Source organism: Flavobacterium sp. KMS (assembly GCF_000813005.1).
GTDB lineage: Bacteria > Bacteroidota > Bacteroidia > Flavobacteriales > Flavobacteriaceae > Flavobacterium.
This window is the reverse complement of sequence record NZ_JSYP01000002.1, coordinates 39,056-53,066: the sequence shown is the minus strand read 5'-3', so window position 1 is coordinate 53,066 and position 14,011 is coordinate 39,056. Positions and strand designations below refer to the sequence as shown.

The following is a 14,011-nucleotide window of genomic DNA, read 5'->3' as shown; positions in this document are numbered from 1 at the left end:
CACTAAATAAACTCTATGAAAGATTTTTTTTCTAATTTCTTTGGACGAAATAATGATCCAAAATCAATTGTTTCTTTTGATGTTATATATTCAATTTACTCTTATTTGTATAATGAGATAAGTAGTGTTGATTTTAAAATGAAAGGAGTTCATGATACTGTTTCTGTAAATTTTTATTCATTTCCAAGTTCGTTAAATCATGAGGAGGGAAGAAAAGAGATTGAGGGAAACGGATTCAAGAATGCGTATGAGGTTTTAAACGAATTGTATAAAAAGATTGATATCGGAGTACTTTCTGAAGAGGTTATACAAACAGAATTAGAATATGATTATGTTCATATTCAGTTTTATTCTGAGCCAACTCCGGAATCAAAAAAATATCTAAAACATGTCTTGCATAATTTTGTCATTTTCTTTTGTTGTACGAATAGTTTAGAGACAAATGATTTTAGGATTCTGTACAATAACAGCTATTTTTTTGATTATGTAAAAGGGATTTTAGATACTGAATATATCGACATCAATAATCCTAAAAATGAAATTCAGAAAATAGGATTTAAAGAATTTGAAAGGGTTTTACAAGGAATTTGTGAGTATATGGAAATTGAAATACCATCAACAGTCATTCTTCCTTCTGCTGAAAGTTTACTGGCAGATGAAGTTTCGATAGCGCATTTTAAAGAATTTTTGCAATTAATCTCGAGAGGAGATATTGAAGAAGAATTGCTAGAAGAGCAGTCACAGATTCTTTATGATAATTTTGGAAAAAATGAGGGAGATGAAGATTATGATTATGAATTTGATTTTTTCGACGAAATAAATACATGGCATAGCGACTGGAAATTTGATCCTGAAGATGCAGAGTATTTTATATCTGAAATGATTGACCAGGAACTTAATTTTGAATATCCAGAAGAAACATATAGTCATGACTTGTTTCCGTATATTCAGACTGCATTAGGGAAACTAGATCTGGAATTAATGAGTTATGATACAATGGGAGATAGTTATTTGTTTTTTGTAGCAAATAAAAATGATGTAAACAGAATATTAGAATTAGCTGAAATAACCGAAATAGGAATTGATAAGTTGATATAAAAGAGAAATTAACCGTAATCTAGTCTTTTCACACAGTTTGTCATCCCGAGGAACGAGGGATCTCCGCCAGTAACTCGACAATTTTGGGTTAATTTCTTGCGGAGATCCCTCGTTCCTCGGGATGACAAGATTGCGGAATAAAAATTGGTGATACTCCCAGGTTATTATTTAAGGAATCAAAATTATTTTCCCTGTGCTTTTTCGACTTTCTAAGTAATCGTGTGCTTGTTTTCCTTCAGATAGTTTAAAAGAAGTAGGTGTTGCAAGTGAAACTTTTCCTTCGATAATCCAAGTGAATAACTGATTAGCTCTTTTTATTCTTTCTTCTCTGGTTGTCAAATAGCTCCATAAATCCCCACCAGTTAATGTTTTGGAAGTATCCATGAGCATTCTTGGGTCAACTAAAGCAGGATCTCCGCCCGCCATTCCGAAAAACACAACCTGTCCACAATCTTTGGTTACTTCGAAGCTATCATTTAAGGTGCTACCAATACTATCATAAACGACATCGGCACCGTTTGGAACTACTTTAAAAATTTCAGCCTTCCAATTGTCATTGTATAAGAATACATGGTCGGCTCCTTGCTCGATAGCGATTTTTGCTTTGTCGGCAGATGAGGTTAAACCAATTACGGTTGCGCCTAGAAGTTTGCTTATTTGTGTAAGGAATTGTCCAACACCTCCAGCAACAGCATGAATAATAACTGTTTCTCCTTTTAGTGTTTTGTGACTATCGGTGGCGAGGTAATGAGCTGTTAATCCTTGTAATAAAATAGAAGCTCCAGTTTCAAAATCGATTGCTTCTGGTAACGGAATTACATGATTTATATTAACGGCAACCAGTTCGGCATTTGCAAAAGGAACATCGGCAAACGCAACTCTGTCTCCAATTTTAAACTCTGAGTGATTATTTGTGTTTACTACGATTCCTGAACCTTCATAACCAGCGATAAAAGGCGGATTTCCTTTAAGATGATAGTTTCCTTTTCGGCGATATACATCGGCGAAATTTAACCCGATGGCTTTCATTTCGATCAAGATTTCGTCGGATTTTAATTGTGGATTTGGAATGTCGATGTATTCAAGTACATCTGAGTTTCCAAAAGTAGAAAAAGTTAATGCTTTCATTTTGTCTAATTATAACAGTGAAATATTTATAAAGGAAATAATTATAGGTTAAATTTTGGGTAAGTTAAATTCGTTGAATTTGCTTTTTTGGGAAGCTAGTTTCTCAATATCTTGCCATTTTCTAGGAGAATCAACAGATAGGTTTTCGTATGAATCTTTTTTTATGAGAATATCATCTTCGATACGAACTCCGATATTCCACCATTTTTTATCGCATTTACTATTTGCAGGAATGTAAATTCCTGGTTCGACAGTAATAATCATGTTCTCTTTTAGTAAGCTTTTTGGACCGCTGTAATTTCCTTTGTCGTGAACATCAAGACCTAGAAAGTGTGAACATCCGTGTGGGTAATAGATGCTTACTTCTTTTAATTCTTTAATGATTCCTAATTTCAGTAATCCTTTGGCTAGAACTTCTCTGGCTTTGATGTTTAGGTCTGCGAGAGGAGTTCCTTCTTTACAAATTTTAAAAATTTCTTCTTGAGCATCGTAAACTAGTTGATAGATAGCCTTTTGTTCTTCGGTAAATTTTCCGTTTGCAGGAATAGTTCGGGTAACATCGGCAGAATAGCCATGATATTCAGATCCTACATCCATTAATAATAATTGGTTGTCTATTTTAGTGCTATTGTTTTCGCCATAATGCAAAATACAACCATTAGCTCCTGCGCCAACAATTGGAGGATAACCTTCTCCTTCAGCTCCATATTTTCGGTGAATATAAGCATGAATTCCATCGGCTTCATTTTCGCTCATATCAATATTAATTGCTTTCATGACTTCGTTATGGGCAATGCAAGAAAGTTTAACTGATTTGCGCATTAAATCAATTTCTTCTGGGGTTTTTATTTCTCGAAGCGTTGCTGTAATATTTTCGAATAATAGTAAAGAAGCTGTATCGTCATTTGTAATTGCTGCTTTTGTTTTAAATGTTTGTAGTAATCCAAAAAGATCAAAACCGCTTGTGTCTTTACCAATGTCAGTTGGGATTTTATCGTAAATTATTTTGTCGAATTTTTTAAAGTCTATAGGAAAGTCCTTGAAATCTTTTCCGTTATAAACTGTTGCAAAACCTAATTTCGATTTTGCTCCATCGGTACCTAAGCGTCTACCTGTCCACATTTCATGAGCTGCATTTCTTTCTCTAACAAAAAGGATTTCGTTATAAGCTGTTTCACCAGTTCCCTGAGGTTCTTTAAATAGTAATAAAACGGCATCGGGTTCTTTGTAACCGCTTAAATAATACAAATCAGGATTTTGATGGAAATTATAGTTTATATCTCTAGAGAATTTTCTTTCGGGATAAGAAAAGATTACTGCTACAGAATTTGCAGGCATTAAGCTCCTAAAAGCTTCTCTTCGCCCTTTATGAAATTCTTTAGAAAGATAATCTGTAGGTAAGTTTTCCTGAGCATGATTGTAATTAAAAAGCAGTAGGAATAAAAAGGATAAGATTACATGCTTCATTTTTTTGTGGTTTGGTTAAAGGGTTCTGGTTCTTAATAGATTGATGCAAATTACGAAATTTTGACATTGATTATTAAAATAAAAAAACCACTCATTTTCATAAGCGGCTTAGTGAATTAATAACTATTTCTTTTTTAATTTGTCTTTAAATACCTTTTCAAACTTTTCTATTTTTGGTTGTATTACCATTTTACAATAGGGCTGGTTTTTGTTATTGTCATAATAATTTTGATGATAATCTTCGGCTTTGTAAAATTTTGTAAATGGTTCCACAGCGGTTACTATCGGGTCGTTATATACTTTTGCTTTTTTTAATGCATTTATAATGTTATTAGCTGCATTTTTTTGTTCTTCATTTTTATAAAAAATAACCGAACGATATTGTGTTCCTACATCGGCACCTTGTCTGTTTAAGGTTGTTGGGTCGTGTACGGTAAAGAATACTTTAAATATCTCGTCTAGGTTTGTTACGTTTTTGTCGTATGTAATCTGAACTACTTCGGCAAAACCAGTTTTTCCGGTTGATACTTCTTCGTAACTCGGATTAATGGTTTTTCCTCCAGAGAAACCAGATACTACAGATTTTACTCCGTTTAAATTTTCGTAAACTGCTTCTACACACCAATAACATCCTCCACCAAGAGTGATGGTATCGTAATTGGGTTGTTTTTTTGCTTGTCCAAATCCATTAATTGATAGGATTAAAAGACAGATTAAAATGGTGTTTTTCATACTATTATTTATTATCGGGTATAAAATCAAGAGCGATAGAGTTCATGCAATATCTTTTTCCGGTTGGTGCAGGGCCATCATCAAATAAGTGACCTAAATGTCCGTCGCATCTACCGCAAAGAACTTCGGTTCTTTCCATGCCTAGAGAGTTATCTTGTTTGTACGTTACGCTATTTTTATTTTCTTGCTCAAAAAAGCTTGGCCAGCCACAACTACTTGCAAATTTTGCTCCGGATCTAAAGAGTTTGTTTCCGCATGCTGCACAATAATAAGTTCCTTTTTCGTCGGTGTTCCAGTATTTTCCAGTAAAAGGTCTTTCGGTATCAGCATGTCTCATTATCTCATATACATCTTCAGGTAATACTTTTTTCCATTGCGCATCCGTAAGATTTAGTTTTTTTGTATCGGTATTAGAGTAATATGGATTATCGGGTTTGCTAATTTTATTTTCCATAGGATTGTTTTTTGTAGAGGTGTATTGTTCTTTTGTATTTTGTCCACAGGCTTGAAATATAAATAGTGGAAGCAAAAATAATAAGCTTAAAAAACGGGCTTTTGTTTTCATAATTAATTGATTTTGTGTTGTAAAGTTAAGATGGTTCTTGTTAGTAAACTGTCGTGCACTTTACAAATGGATGCTTATTTAAGTGAGTTTTAACTATTACTATTTACGAAAAAAATGCGGTTTCAGATTTAAAATAAGAGATTATTGCTCTCATGTCTTTAATACACTCATAATCACGATATAAAATTAAAATTTTAGTAAATGCAGGGCTCGTTAAACTTTTCACAAACTTTTTCTAGGCTTTAAAGCAATTTCTTTTTTCGTATTTTTGTGTGTTTAATACCAATTATGATAGAAGAAAACGTAATATTAGTTAATCTAAATGATGAGCAAATAGGGCTAATGCCTAAAATGGAAGCACATGAAAAAGCCGTTTTACATCGTGCATTTTCAGTTTTTGTTTTAAATGATAATAATGAAATCATGTTACAGCAACGTGCGCATCATAAATATCATTCTCCGTTACTTTGGACCAATACTTGTTGTAGTCATCAGCGAGAAGGAGAAACTAATATCGAGGCGGGAAGTCGAAGATTGTTTGAAGAAATGGGTTTTAAAACGCCACTTAAAGAACTTTTTCATTTTATATACAAAGCTCCTTTTGATAACGGATTAACAGAACATGAACTGGATCACGTTATGATTGGGCATTATAATGACGAACCTATTATAAATACAGAAGAGGCTGAAGCCTGGAAATGGATGAAAATAGAAGATGTAAAAACTGATATGCAATTACATCCTGAGATTTACACCGTTTGGTTCAAAATAATTTTTGACGAGTTTTATCATTTTCTAGAAGACCATAAAATTTAAACCAAAACCTACATGAGAGTAACGATATCAAGAAAAGCACATTTTAATGCTGCCCATCGGCTGTACAGAAAAGATTGGACGTTGGAGAAAAATGATGCCGTTTTTGGGAAATGTAATAATCCCAATTTTCATGGACATAATTATGACTTAACAGTAAGTGTTACTGGAGAAGTTGACCCTGAAACAGGTTTTGTGATAGATGTAAAAATATTGGCAGATATTATATATCAAGAAGTAGAATTACCATTTGATCATAAAAATCTTAATCTTGACGTACCAGAATTTCAAGATTTAAATCCAACTGCAGAACATATTGCAGTAGTGATTTGGAATAAAATTAGAAAAAAGATAAATCCCGATTTTGATTTAGAAATCGTGTTATATGAAACTGCACGTAATTTTGTAACCTATAAAGGAGAGTAAAATGTCATTAAAAGTAGGGGATGTTATCCCGAATTTTACAGCTAAAGATGCTAATGGAGAGGTGTTTGAGAGTAAGGATGTACTAGGTCGTAAACCTTTGGTTATTTATTTTTATCCTAAAGATAATACACCGGGTTGTACTACAGAGGCTTGTAGTTTTAGGGATCAATATGAAGATTTTGTAGCTTTAGGAGCAGAGGTAATTGGTATTAGTAGTGATAGTGTCGATTCTCATCAAAAATTTTCTCATAAACATCATTTGCCTTTTGTTCTTCTTTCAGATGAAGATAAAAGGATAAGAACACTTTTTGGTGTTCCATCTGGATTACTTGGATTATTACCAGGAAGAGTAACTTACGTTGTCGATAAAAATGGAGTTATAATTCTGATATTTGATAGTATGGTAGCGGCCAAGCATATTCCTAAGGCGTTGGAAGCGATTAAAGAATTAGTATCATAAATTAAAAGAACAATAGTACACAGTATTCATGGAAATGAAACTTGTGTAGAAATATATAATACAGATGATCCCAAAATTATATCCATTACAGTTCGAACCAATCTTGAAAGACAGAATATGGGGAGGCGAAAAATTAAAAACTGTATTAAATAAACCAATCACGTCTAAGATTACTGGCGAAAGCTGGGAGTTATCTACTGTTGAAGGCGATGTAAGTATTGTTGCAAACGGAAGTTTGAAAGGAAAATCACTTACAGATATTATAGAAGAATTTCCAAACGAAATTTTGGGAACAAAAGTACATGAGCAATTTGGGAAACAATTTCCGTTGCTTTTTAAATATCTTGATGCACGCGAAGATCTCTCGATACAAGTACATCCTAATGATAAATTGGCTAAGGAACGTCATAACTCTTTTGGTAAGACCGAAATGTGGTATGTTATGCAAGCAGATGAAAATGCCAGGATTATTGTAGGCTTTAAAGAAGATTCTAGTAAAGAAGAGTATCTGGAGAATTTAAATAACAATACGCTAGTTTCTATTCTTGACGATGTAAAAGCTAAACCAGGAGATGTTTTCTTTCTGGAAACTGGGACGGTTCATGCAATAGGAGCAGGATTAGTTGTTGCCGAAATTCAGCAAACATCAGATATTACGTATCGTTTGTATGATTTTGATAGGGTAGATGCACAAGGGAATAAAAGAGAATTGCATGTAGATTTAGCACTAGACGCTATTAATTATAATAAGGTAGATACTTATAAAGAGTATCAGAAAAAAACAAATGAATCTAATGTAGTGGTAGATTGTCCTTATTTCACCACAAATTTTATTCCGTTAGATGGTCAGGTTGAGGTAAGTAAAAGCGGTGAAACTTTTACAGTCTATATGTGTATTGAAGGTTCTTTTGAAATAGAATATGACGGAAATAAATTGACATACAAAAAAGGAGATACAGTATTAGTTCCAGCTGCTTTGAATGAGTTCATCCTTAACGGAAAAGCTTCTATTTTAGAAATTTACATTTCATAGCAGGTAATAGAAAGATTATGTGTACTTTTGCAAACGCAAATTAAAATTAAAATAAAATGGCAAACGTTAAGAATTTAAAGAAAGACATCAACTACGTTTTAGGAGATATTATTGAAGCAGTTTACTTATTTGAAATTTCTACTACAGGAAAACCAACTACAGAAACTAACAATTTAATCGATGAAGCTATTGCTGCTTTTGATACTTTGATTACAAAAGTGAACGCAAAGAACGTAGAAAATAAAAAAGCACACTTCAAACAAATCAATGTTGAATTGGAAGAAACTGCTAATCAATTGATTGCTAAAATCAACGAATTGTAGTAAAAAAAAACGATAAAAAAGTGCAAATTTATTTTGGTAAAACGAAAAACCGCTTTATATTTGCACCCGTAATGAGTCGCCAGCGTAGCTCAGTTGGCTAGAGCAGCTGATTTGTAATCAGCAGGTCGTGGGTTCGAGTCCCTCCGCCGGCTCAACATAAAACCATCCTTTTAGGATGGTTTTATTATTTAAAAAAATATTTTAATAATTGTGTAAATTTATTTTGTGAAATCAAAAAACAGTTATATATTTGCACCCGTAATGAGTCGCCAGCGTAGCTCAGTTGGCTAGAGCAGCTGATTTGTAATCAGCAGGTCGTGGGTTCGAGTCCCTCCGCCGGCTCAGAGTTAAAACCATCATAGAAATATGATGGTTTTTTTTTGTGCCATACTCAATTGTGGAGTATAATTATCTTCCGAATTTTTGATGAGCTGCCGTAAATTGACCAGAACCCATAGCTGCCAGAATAGAAATTTCTCCTGTTAAGCATAATGCGACAGCTATTTCGGCTAGTTTTCCACTTTTTCCAGCGCCATAACAGCCTATTAATTCCAGACATTCCTTTTGAGTAGGGAATGAGGTTCCGCCACCAACAGTTCCTACGATTATGTTTGGCATTGTGATAGCGCAATATAAATCTCCATTCTCATCGATTTCCATTCTTGTAATAGCGGTAGAAGCTTCGCCTGTGCAAGCTACATCTTGTCCGCAGGCTATAAATAAAGCTGCGAGGGCATTTGCGGGATGCATGCCAGTGCCAATGCTGCCACCTTTTACGGAGCCAGAAGCACTTATTTTCCATTGTTGTTGCATTAGTTCTGGAGTTGTCTTTAGTACTGATTCAATAATGCCTCTTTTTAATGTGATTTCGGCTGTTATTTTCTTTCCTCGGACTCTTGTGGTTAATGATGTTGCTTTTTTGTCTCCTGACGTATTTCCTTCGATTGTCCAAAATACTGGTTTGATGGGGCAGTTGCTCAGGATGTACTTGCAAATTTTATCTGTACAGATTGTAACCATGTTTTGACCCGATGCGTCACCAGAACTATATTCGAATCTTATAATGAGGATGTTTCCTTCTATATTTATTCCTACATCGTTTAAAATTGCATAATTGCTGGTTTCTCGGGTTAATACAGAAAATGTTTCTTTGTGCTCTAATACCCATTCTACAAATTTTCCTAAATCAATTAAATTTTTAAATTTAAAAGTCGGTGTTCTTTGTACGCCTTCTTGTAATGTAATGGCTGTAATTGCTCCGGATTCTCTACAGGCCTTTGCACCTCTGTTATAGGATGCAAGTAGCGTTCCTTCGGTGGTGGCAAGAGGAACGTAGAAACTTCCTTGAGCTGAACTTCCATTTATTACTAATGGACCAATAAGTCCAGTGGGAATTTGGCTCATTCCTATGTAGTTTTCGATGTTGCCTTTTAGGCTTTCATTATCATTGAATACTTTTTCTCCAGATAGATAGTCAACGTTTGTGTTTAGTTGCTTACGGATAAAATTTAAACGTAATTTTTGACCATTTAAGGTGTAGGGATCTTGAGTAGGTACTTTTTCTAATTCCTGGCTTAGATGAGGATTATAAGATTCTAGTTTTTCAATAACCGATGAATCAATAAAATCATACTTTGCGCGACTGATGTTACTTGGGGGATTTTTCATAAGATTATTTTTTAATAATTATAAAGCTAAGTTATTAATAATCAGTAAAATAAAATCTCAAAACGCGATTTATTTTAGTATAATTATCTAATTGTCAAGTCTTTAGGGTTTTAAAAAATAATAATTAAAAAAAAAGCATAAAAAAATCCTGTTCTAATAAAAAACAGGATTAGTATAGGTACAATAAAAGTTATTTTAAATTGTAAAATATTGATTTTTAGAATTTTATATTTATTTATTGTTGTTTTTTAATTTTGGCAATGTACTCAGTAAGTTTTTTACCATAAAGGGATTGTGCTACTTTTGGAGTCATCGATTTTTGTATTGTATCTAAATATTTAATATTGATATCGTATATCTCTGATAAGGCGATGTAAGGAGCTATTTCGTAATCTTTGTTGTTGATGGCAAAGTTTGTAGCGTATAGATATTTTCTCTTAATATTAGACTCTTGTTTTTCGTCTATGCTGTCTAATGTTTTCTGGTTATTGTTTTTTATTGCTTTAAATCGTAATTCGATTAGGCTAAGATTTTCATCATTAAAACGAGAATTTATTTTGCGGTAATCTTCGTATAATTCTTGGTTTTTCGATCCTGTAATTTTAGCGCTAGAAAGGTAATTGTCTAGATTTGTATCAATGTTAATGTTGCCTGGTTCGGCAAAAAATAATATATTATTATCTAAAGAGTTGGTTACGCCACGATCTACAGATAGATATAGCATCTCTGGTGATTTTAATTCGATGTTAGCTTCAAAAGCAGAATTACCATCGATTTTAATACTATCTATAGCTACTAAAGAAGTATCGACTACTCTTTGTATGTATAAGGTTCCGTTTTTTAATCCTTTTATATTTCCGGTAATATGCAAGTTGGTTTTTGATTCGTTTTTGTTACATGAAGCTAAAAGAACAAGTGTAACGAATGCAATAATAGTTTTTTTCATTGTTTATAGATTTTGCTGCAAAATAAAGAAAATAGTTTTAAAAAAACGATGCTCAACTTTTAATTTATAAAAAAATCCCAATCTATTTCTAAATTGGGATTTTCTTGTTTTAATTTCTTATTATCCTTTTAACCAAGCATTTCTAAGTGCTTGTTTAGAATTGTCTGTCGCTTTAAAAGTATTCTTTTCTTCGTATGGAAGTTTAACAGCGCCTTTTAAAGTTAATTCTTTACCATCACGTTTTATCTTAACAGTTATTGGTGCATCTTCTTTCCATGTCTGACTTTCTGTGATCAATTCGTATATGTTTACCAATGAATATGGTTTTTCATTTATAGAAAGGATGTAATCTCCTCCTCTTAAGTCTAGACTTTTGAAAAAAGTATTCAATTCCATTTCAGGTATAACCATGATTTGCTTAGTCTCAGGATTTATAGTGATATATGGAGTTTGACCTTTTAAGAAAATTGTTCCGGGAACTTTTTCGGCAGCGTTTGTTACACCAACTTTTGCTAAATAAGTATCATAAGGAATTGGTGTTGTTCCTGCAACATAAGTGTTTAGGAAAGCTCCAACTTCTGGATAAGTTAATTGAGTGATTTTTGCGAAAAGCTCATTATCATTAAATGGTTTTGTAACACCATATTCATCTGATAATTTATGCATTAAGTCCAAGATTCCTCTTTCGCCATTGCTTTTTTCTCTAATGATGATATCGATACACATACCAATAAGCGCTCCTTTTTCGTATACGTTTAAGTACTGGTCTTTGTATGGTTGTTCTAATACATTGGCGCTCATTTTTGTAAATGACATTGTATCGTTTAATGCTTTTGCGTGTTCTATTTTCTCAGCAATACGAGAGTAGAATTCAGATTCATCGATTAAACCTTGATTAATTTGGAAAAGGTTTGCAAAATATTCGGTAACACCTTCGTACATCCATAAATGTTCAGACATTTTTGGTGCATTGTAGTCAAAGTATTGAATTTCTTTTGAGTGAATTGTCAATGGAGTTACGATATGAAAGAATTCGTGAGATACTACATCTTTCATTGATTTTACCAATTCTTCTTTTGGCATCATTTCAGGTAAAACAACAGTTGTTGCTGTAGGATGTTCTAATGCTCCAAATCCATGAGCATCGGTTGGCTTCATAGACGATAAATATAATAGAACAGTATATTTTTTAGTCGAATTTATTTTACCCAAAAAGTTTTTCTGAGCAGTCATTATCGTTTTCATTTCTGGCGTGATACTTTCGGCTGTGAATTTTCCAGTTGGAGAATATACTGCTATTTGTATTTCCATTCCGTTTACATCAAATGAAGTGTAATCTGGTTTAGAGTACATAATTGGGTTTTCTACCAAAACTGCATAGTGAGATGTTGTAAATACATCGCTTGTATTGCTTGCATCTTCATCAGTCATAGATGTTGCTCCCCAAAGTGTTGCAGGATGTGCAATTGTAACTTTATAAGGAATGTCTAGTTTGTCTTGAAAATAACCAACAAAACCATGTGTGTTTATCATGAAGTTAACTCCGGCATCGATATTTGTTCCTGCAGGTGAGAAAACATCGTCATTGCCAAAACCTGTTCCTTTTTCAGTATCAAAAGTATCGTTTACTAAATAAGTAATCGTCTTTAGTGTTTTTGCATTTGCTATTGACCAAGTATTGTCGTCTAGCTTTTTTACGGTAAGGAGTGTTCCTTTAGAATCATAAGCTTTTAAATCATCGATATACTTACCGTAGTTATCCTCAGAGTATGTTCCAGGAACAGTTTTAGGAATACTATAGGTTACTTCATCTGTATTTATTTTTGGAGCAGTAACTGTAACGAGAACTTTGTCGTCTTTTACATCGTTAAGATTGATGTTAACTGCAACTTCTGGTTTTGCAGATGCAGTAGTAGAACTACCTGTTTTACATCCCAAAAAAACAGCTGCTAATGCTAGTGTAACTATTATTTTTTTCATTATTCTATTGAGTTAGTTTTATTATTGGTCTTTATAAGCTGAAAAAAGTTACAAAAACATTCCAGTTTTATTTATTGGAGTAAAAAAAAACTCCTGTTTCAGGAGTTTTATGATTAGTCTAATTTATTCTTTATGTAATATTTTCCATCTAGGTCTTCATCAAAATCATCTATCTTAACAGGTTTTGGCTTAGGCTTATTAGCAATAGCTTTCTTTTTCCACATTTCAAATTTCTCAGCGGGCATTTTCTTTTTCATTATCTCTAAAACCTCTTTTTCAGCCAATCCAAATTCTTTTTTGATAATTTCAAAAGGATTCTTTTCTTCTAGGGCTAATGTAACAAGTTTTTCTGTTTGTTCCCAGTTCAATTCTTTACGGTTACTCTTTTTCATCACGTGAAAATTAATTCAAATAGGGGTTAATGATTAATAATATATTGATATTCAATTTACATATCAATATTAGTAAAAAAAATAATTACTTCGTCGCTTATGGTCGCTTTTTTTTGTGGATTTTAACGGTTTTTTGGTGAACGATGTTTTTGAAACGGAATTTGCAGTAATTTTTTTAAATTGTTATGTTCATTTGGGTTCATGTGTGTATCTACACCATAGATGATTTTTTCTTTTGGTAGCGTCATAAAAGTTCCAAAAAGACGATCCCAGATTGAAAAAATATTTCCATAATTACTATCTGTATAAGGTAATATATAATGATGATGTACTTTGTGCATATTTGGAGAAACAATAAAGTAGCTTAAAAAAGAATCAACTTTGTCTGGTAGCGAAATATTTGCATGAGTAAATTGAGTAGATATTACGGAGAGCGTTTGGTATAAGAAAACCATCCACATCGGACTTCCTACAATTAAAACGCCGAAAGTTGTAAAAATAAACCGGATTATACTTTCCCCAGGATGATGGCGGTTGCCACTTGTTGTATCGATCCAAGTGTCGGTATGGTGAATAAGATGAAAACGCCATAAAAATTTTACTTTATGTTCGGTAAAATGGGCAAGATAGGCTCCAATTAAATCTAATAACAATAAGCCAATAACTGTGTATAACCATAAAGGGATTTCTGGAATCCACTGTAGGATACCGAAATTGTTTTTAATGGTCCAATCTGCAGTTTGTAATAGGATAAATGCTAATACAAAATTGATTAAAATTGTGGTGAATGTCAGAAAGAAGTTAATTCCAGCGTGATTCCATTTTTTATAATTGAATTTAAAAAGTGGAAAAGTATTTTCTATCATCCAGAAGATGGTTATTCCGCCTACAAGAATCAGACTTCTGTGTAAAGATGGAATGGTACCGAAGTAAGAAATAATTTCATTCATGGCAGAAGTATTTACTCAAATTTAATAATT

15 protein-coding genes and 2 tRNA genes are annotated in these 14,011 nt (G+C 32.9%); 8 read left to right on the top strand and 9 right to left on the bottom strand.

The annotated features are described in order from the left end of the window. Positions 1-15 precede the first annotated feature (15 nt). Positions 16-1,098 carry a hypothetical protein gene (locus OA93_RS02880; RefSeq protein ID WP_039111659.1) on the top strand — a complete coding sequence of 361 codons (1,083 nt, stop codon included), beginning with the start codon at positions 16-18 and terminating at the stop codon, positions 1,096-1,098. Between the two features lie 168 nt (positions 1,099-1,266). Here the strand turns inward: OA93_RS02880 and OA93_RS02875 are convergent, their stop codons facing one another. From OA93_RS02875 to msrB, 4 genes are all read right to left on the bottom strand, one after another. Beyond that, positions 1,267-2,226: a quinone oxidoreductase gene (locus OA93_RS02875; protein ID WP_039111658.1), complete on the bottom strand. Its 960-nt coding sequence runs from the start codon at positions 2,224-2,226 to the stop codon at positions 1,267-1,269. 48 nt (positions 2,227-2,274) lie between these two features. Further along, positions 2,275-3,693: an aminopeptidase P family protein gene (locus OA93_RS02870; RefSeq protein ID WP_039111657.1), complete on the bottom strand. Its 1,419-nt coding sequence runs from the start codon at positions 3,691-3,693 to the stop codon at positions 2,275-2,277. 123 nt (positions 3,694-3,816) lie between these two features. Further along, the gene (gene msrA / locus OA93_RS02865) at positions 3,817-4,425 is read right to left on the bottom strand and encodes a peptide-methionine (S)-S-oxide reductase MsrA (protein WP_039111656.1); all 609 of its coding nucleotides are present in this window, start codon (positions 4,423-4,425) and stop codon (positions 3,817-3,819) included. 4 nt (positions 4,426-4,429) lie between these two features. After that, the gene (gene msrB / locus OA93_RS02860; RefSeq protein ID WP_039111655.1) at positions 4,430-4,990 is read right to left on the bottom strand and encodes a peptide-methionine (R)-S-oxide reductase MsrB; all 561 of its coding nucleotides are present in this window, start codon (positions 4,988-4,990) and stop codon (positions 4,430-4,432) included. Positions 4,991-5,278: 288 nt separating this feature from the next. Between msrB and idi the strand changes: the two genes are divergently transcribed. The 7 genes from idi to OA93_RS02825 all read left to right on the top strand — a co-directional run bounded on the left by idi (position 5,279) and on the right by OA93_RS02825 (position 8,387). Then, positions 5,279-5,806, top strand: coding sequence for an isopentenyl-diphosphate Delta-isomerase (gene idi, locus OA93_RS02855; protein WP_039111654.1), 528 nt, complete (start codon positions 5,279-5,281; stop codon positions 5,804-5,806). 12 nt (positions 5,807-5,818) lie between these two features. Next, positions 5,819-6,229: a 6-carboxytetrahydropterin synthase gene (locus OA93_RS02850; protein ID WP_039111653.1), complete on the top strand. Its 411-nt coding sequence runs from the start codon at positions 5,819-5,821 to the stop codon at positions 6,227-6,229. Between the two features lies 1 nt (position 6,230). Further along, complete coding sequence (locus tag OA93_RS02845) at positions 6,231-6,689, top strand: peroxiredoxin (protein WP_039111652.1); 459 nt, start codon at positions 6,231-6,233, stop codon at positions 6,687-6,689. Between the two features lie 64 nt (positions 6,690-6,753). Further along, positions 6,754-7,722 (top strand): type I phosphomannose isomerase catalytic subunit, encoded by a 969-nt coding sequence (locus tag OA93_RS02840; protein ID WP_039111651.1) that lies wholly within the window; start codon positions 6,754-6,756, stop codon positions 7,720-7,722. Between the two features lie 56 nt (positions 7,723-7,778). Further along, positions 7,779-8,045: a hypothetical protein gene (locus OA93_RS02835; protein ID WP_035619450.1), complete on the top strand. Its 267-nt coding sequence runs from the start codon at positions 7,779-7,781 to the stop codon at positions 8,043-8,045. A gap of 78 nt (positions 8,046-8,123) precedes the next feature. Beyond that, a tRNA-Thr gene (locus OA93_RS02830) sits at positions 8,124-8,197 on the top strand. Positions 8,198-8,313: 116 nt separating this feature from the next. Next, positions 8,314-8,387, top strand: a tRNA-Thr gene (locus OA93_RS02825). A 66-nt stretch (positions 8,388-8,453) separates the two neighbouring features. Here OA93_RS02825 and OA93_RS02820 read toward each other — a convergent pair. The 5 genes from OA93_RS02820 to OA93_RS02800 form a co-directional block, all read right to left on the bottom strand. Next, complete coding sequence (locus OA93_RS02820) at positions 8,454-9,713, bottom strand: hydroxymethylglutaryl-CoA reductase (protein ID WP_052259357.1); 1,260 nt, start codon at positions 9,711-9,713, stop codon at positions 8,454-8,456. Positions 9,714-9,948: 235 nt separating this feature from the next. Continuing rightward, positions 9,949-10,659 (bottom strand): DUF4369 domain-containing protein, encoded by a 711-nt coding sequence (locus tag OA93_RS02815; protein WP_039111650.1) that lies wholly within the window; start codon positions 10,657-10,659, stop codon positions 9,949-9,951. Positions 10,660-10,779: 120 nt separating this feature from the next. After that, on the bottom strand, positions 10,780-12,639 hold the full coding sequence (locus tag OA93_RS02810; protein WP_039111649.1) for a peptidase M61: 1,860 nt from the start codon (positions 12,637-12,639) through the stop codon (positions 10,780-10,782). Positions 12,640-12,752: 113 nt separating this feature from the next. Next, positions 12,753-13,031, bottom strand: coding sequence for a DUF2805 domain-containing protein (locus OA93_RS02805; protein ID WP_039111648.1), 279 nt, complete (start codon positions 13,029-13,031; stop codon positions 12,753-12,755). A gap of 122 nt (positions 13,032-13,153) precedes the next feature. Further along, positions 13,154-13,981, bottom strand: coding sequence for a sterol desaturase family protein (locus OA93_RS02800; protein ID WP_039111647.1), 828 nt, complete (start codon positions 13,979-13,981; stop codon positions 13,154-13,156). Between the last annotated feature and the right edge of the window lie 30 nt (positions 13,982-14,011).